The organism is Oliverpabstia sp. (assembly GCF_022785585.1).
Classification (GTDB): Bacteria; Bacillota; Clostridia; order Lachnospirales; family Lachnospiraceae; genus Oliverpabstia; species Oliverpabstia intestinalis.
The window spans coordinates 1-4,117 of the sequence record NZ_JALFPR010000119.1; the positions used below are offsets into that span (position 1 = coordinate 1).

At 41.4% G+C, this 4,117-nt stretch carries 4 protein-coding genes and 1 other RNA gene; all 5 read left to right on the forward strand.

Annotation, left to right across the window (positions count from 1 at the left end; all coding sequences use genetic code 11):
- A partial coding sequence (locus tag MSA64_RS12060; protein WP_287891300.1) for an alpha-isopropylmalate synthase regulatory domain-containing protein occupies positions 1 to 175 on the forward strand: 175 nt, incomplete at its 5' end.
- A 303-nt stretch (positions 176 to 478) separates the two neighbouring features.
- On the forward strand, positions 479 to 1,321 hold the full coding sequence (locus MSA64_RS08360) for a cell wall hydrolase (RefSeq protein ID WP_118568537.1): 843 nt from the start codon (positions 479 to 481) through the stop codon (positions 1,319 to 1,321).
- 323 nt (positions 1,322 to 1,644) lie between these two features.
- A complete protein-coding gene (gene thrC, locus MSA64_RS08365) occupies positions 1,645 to 3,138 on the forward strand; it encodes a threonine synthase (RefSeq protein WP_277664038.1) in 1,494 nt (497 codons plus the stop codon).
- A 117-nt stretch (positions 3,139 to 3,255) separates the two neighbouring features.
- Positions 3,256 to 3,436, forward strand: a non-coding RNA gene (gene ssrS, locus MSA64_RS08370) — 6S RNA.
- 149 nt (positions 3,437 to 3,585) lie between these two features.
- Positions 3,586 to 4,117: aldose epimerase family protein (locus tag MSA64_RS08375; protein ID WP_442945318.1), on the forward strand; the 532-nt coding region annotated here is incomplete at its 3' end.

A 4,117-nucleotide genomic window follows, 5' to 3' on the forward strand; every position in this document is an offset into this window, starting at 1 on the left:
ATATACACTGGTTTCCTACACCGAGCATGCACTGGAAATGAGCACAAGTTCAAAGGCAATTGCATACGTGGGTATCCAGAAACCGGATGGATCCCTTTCCTGGGGTGCAGGCGTCGACAGCGACATTATCCGTGCATCTATTGATGCGCTGGTTACAGCAATTAATAACCGATAAAAAGAAAACAATCAGGGGGCAAGATGTTGCAGAAATGTAACATCTTGCCCCTGTTTTCTTATGTTAAAAGAGTAGTTGTTACGAAATGATTGGAAATGTTTTAAAATATTAAAATATATCGAAAAATAAAAGAAAGTGGGTCGATAATCAAATAAACCAGCATTATTCATGAAAAAGTGGGAGATAATTCGTGAAATAAGTAGAAAAAACAGAGATTCTATTGACTTTGTTCTTACGGATATTTATAATTATGAATAAAATATTACAGAATTATGAAAAAGAAAAGAACGAAGAGGAATAGAAATGGAACGATTAACAAAGGTCTGGAATTCCCTTCGGGCGATGCTTCTGCGGGCAGTCAGAGAACGGAAAAGAGAATGTCTGGCAGTGGGAGCAGGTACAGCGGTGGTTATCGCGGCTGTTGGAAGCCTGATGGGTAGCAAGCCGATGATCGTAAAACAAATGGGAGAAATAACAGTCACACAGGAAGCATCCGGCCAAAAAGAGGAAGAATCAGATACCGGGGATGATGATCCTGACGGGACGATCCCCTGTGGTTATGCAGGGGTAATCGATGGAATCCTGGCTACAAAAGGACTTACAAAAAGTTATCGGGCTGTTGGAGGTCCCTGTGAGACTGTTCTTGTCGGACAGTGGATGATTCGGACAGAAACCGTAGCAAAACTGGATGTAGGGACCAGGATGATTCAGGCACTGGAAGCCGCAGATCAGGAGGCGGATGATCTGACTCAACAGATGCGTATGTCAGATAAAGACTATGAGAATCTCCTTGCTATCGTGGAAGCGGAGGCAGGAGGAGAAGATCTGGACGGAAAGATCATGGTAACGAATGTTATCTTGAACCGTGTCTCGAGTGACCAGTTCCCTGATAATGTAACATCTGTGATCTGGGATCGGACAGGTGGAAGCCCACAGTTTTCGCCGACAGAAGATGGCAGAATCTATACAGTGACTGTTTCGGATGATACCAGAGAAGCAGTAAATCGTGCGATAGATGGTGATGATCTGTCGCAGGGAGCTTTGTACTTTATTGCGAAAGATCAGGCAGATGAAAAGAACGTGAAGTGGTTTGATGAAAAACTGACATTCCTGTTTGCACATGGTGGACACAGCTTTTATATTTGAGATTGCAAAACACCTCGTGGGATACTACCTGCTGAATAGTTGCATAAAAGTAACTGTTCAGTACCTTCACAGTTACGAGCAAAAATGCAATTAAAATCACCTTCGGTGATGGCATTTTTGCTTGTATGTCTCGGGATTTTGGCATATTTATGCCAAAACACCTCGCGGGATAATGCCTACTGAATAGTTACGCATAAAAACATAAATATACAGGTATGTAAATCAAAGAAAATAGGATTGCCATAAAAAGTGACCTGTGTTATAATTCTAAACTATAGTGATTTACTACATAAAAGCATAAAAATATGTGAGGAGTGTACAGAATGGAAGTATTATACAGAAGCACCAGAGGAAATGGAAGTACAGTAACTGCATCCAATGCAATCTTAAAAGGTCTTTCTGAAGATGGCGGCTTATTTGTACCGGATCAGATTCCGGTACTGGACGTCCCTATGGAACAGCTGGCACAGATGTCTTATCAGGAAGTTGCCTACGAAGTAATGAGTCGTTTTCTGACTGATTTCACAGAAGAAGAACTGAAGAAATGTATTCAGTCTGCCTATGATAAGAAGTTTGATACCGATGTCATTGCACCTCTTGTGAAAGCAGATGGTGCCTATTATCTGGAATTATTCCACGGATCTACAATAGCTTTCAAAGACATGGCTCTGTCGATTCTTCCATATCTGCTGACAACAGCTGCGAAGAAAAACGGTGTGACCAATGACATCGTAATTCTGACTGCAACTTCCGGTGATACAGGAAAAGCAGCAATGGCAGGTTTTGCTGATGTACCGGGAACTAAAATTATCGTATTTTATCCGAAAGACGGTGTGAGTCCTATTCAGGAAAAACAGATGGTAACTCAGAAAGGAGACAATACTTACGTTGTTGCGATTCGCGGAAACTTTGATGATGCGCAGACTGGCGTAAAGAAAATCTTCAACGACACTGAGATGAAAGCAGAGCTGGAAGAGGCTGGTTATCAGTTCTCTTCTGCAAACTCGATCAATATCGGCCGTCTGGTTCCGCAAATTGTGTATTATGTATATGCATATGCAAATCTGTATAAAACAGGACAGATCCAGCAGGGTGAAGAGATTAATGTAGTAGTTCCTACCGGTAACTTTGGAAATATCCTGGCCGCTTACTATGCAAAAAATATGGGTCTGCCGATTAAAAAACTGATCTGTGCGTCTAATGACAATAAAGTACTGTTTGACTTCTTTACTACAGGAACTTATGACAGAAACAGAGAGTTTATTCTGACAACATCACCATCTATGGATATCCTGATTTCCAGCAATCTGGAGCGTCTGATTTACAGAATCGCAGGAAATGATCCGGAGAAAAATAAAGTTCTGATGGAAGAACTGACAAAAGATGGTGTTTATCATATCACAGATGAAATGAAGATGCAGCTGGCTGATTTCTATGGCAACTATGCAACGGAAGAGGAGACTGCTGAAACGATTCGTAAAATTTATAAAGACTGTGGTTATGTGATCGATACACATACCAGTGTAGCTGCAACAGTGTATAAAAAGTATACAGAGGAAACAGGTGATACAGCTAAAACTGTGATCGCCTCTACAGCAAGCCCATATAAGTTTACAAGAAGCGTGATGGAAGCAATTGATGAAGGAAAATATGCAGCTATGGGAGATTTTGAACTGATCGACCAGTTATCAGAAATTTCCGGTGTGGCAGTGCCGAATGCAATCGAAGAAATCCGTAACGCTGAAGTTCGTCATAATACGGTAGCAGATGTAGCGGAGATGCCTGTTGTAGTGAAGAAAATTCTCGGCATTCAGTGATGAAGAAAGAAAACAGGCCCTTCGGTCACTGTGACCTAAAGTATTCATCAAAAATTTGAATTTTTGTACATTATTCCTTGAAATACAACATAGACTAGGGTATAATACAATAAAAAGTAACACCTGGGGTGTGCGACCCTCTCTTTATTTTGAACCTACATTTACGTTTATGGGACTCCTATATTGTTGATTGGATGTCAGGCCGTCATTATGCAGCGGAAGACAAAAGAGATACTGCGGTCACCCACCTAGCAGTCGCTAGGCGTCAAAAAAAGGGAAACGGCACTCCGGGGTTATAAAAGGAAGATGGGGAGTCATGATATGACTCCTTTTTTATGTAATAGTACAGCTGCATAACAGTCGGAACATTGTTGGGACAAGACTGAGGGCTGGTACAAAATATTATTAAGAGAACAGTCCTAGAAAGTGACTGAGACGGAGGGTATTATGAGTGTAGAAAAACAAAGCTTTGGAACAACAAAAAAAGGAGAAGCCATTTCTTTGTATACGGTAACCAATAAAAACGGTATGGTGATGAAGGTTACAGATTTTGGCGCGATTCTGGTAAGTGTCCTGGTACCGGACAAAAATGGTGTGCTGACAGATGTGGTATTAGGATATGATCACGGAGAAGATTATCAGGTAAATTCTCCTCATTTTGGTGCTACAATCGGAAGAAACGGAAATCGTATCAATGGTGCCTCTTTTGTACTGAATGGAAAAAAGATTCAGCTGACGCCAAATGAAAAAGGAAACAGTCTGCACAGTGGTCCGGATGGATTTGAATTCATGATGTGGGAAGCAGAAACAAAAGAGCAGGCGGTTGCTTTTCGTCATCACAGCCCGGATGGTGAACAGGGATTTCCCGGAAACTTTGATGTGACAGTTACATACACACTGACTGATGATAATGCCGTAGAGATTCACTATGAAGGAATTTCTGATCAGGATACGGTGGCGAATATGACAAACCACAGCT

Coding starts and splice junctions, on each gene's coding strand:
- MSA64_RS08360 (WP_118568537.1), top strand. CDS start 479: ATGGAACGATTAACAAAGGTCTGGAATTCCCTTCGGGCGATGCTTCTG.
- thrC (WP_277664038.1), top strand. CDS start 1,645: ATGGAAGTATTATACAGAAGCACCAGAGGAAATGGAAGTACAGTAACT.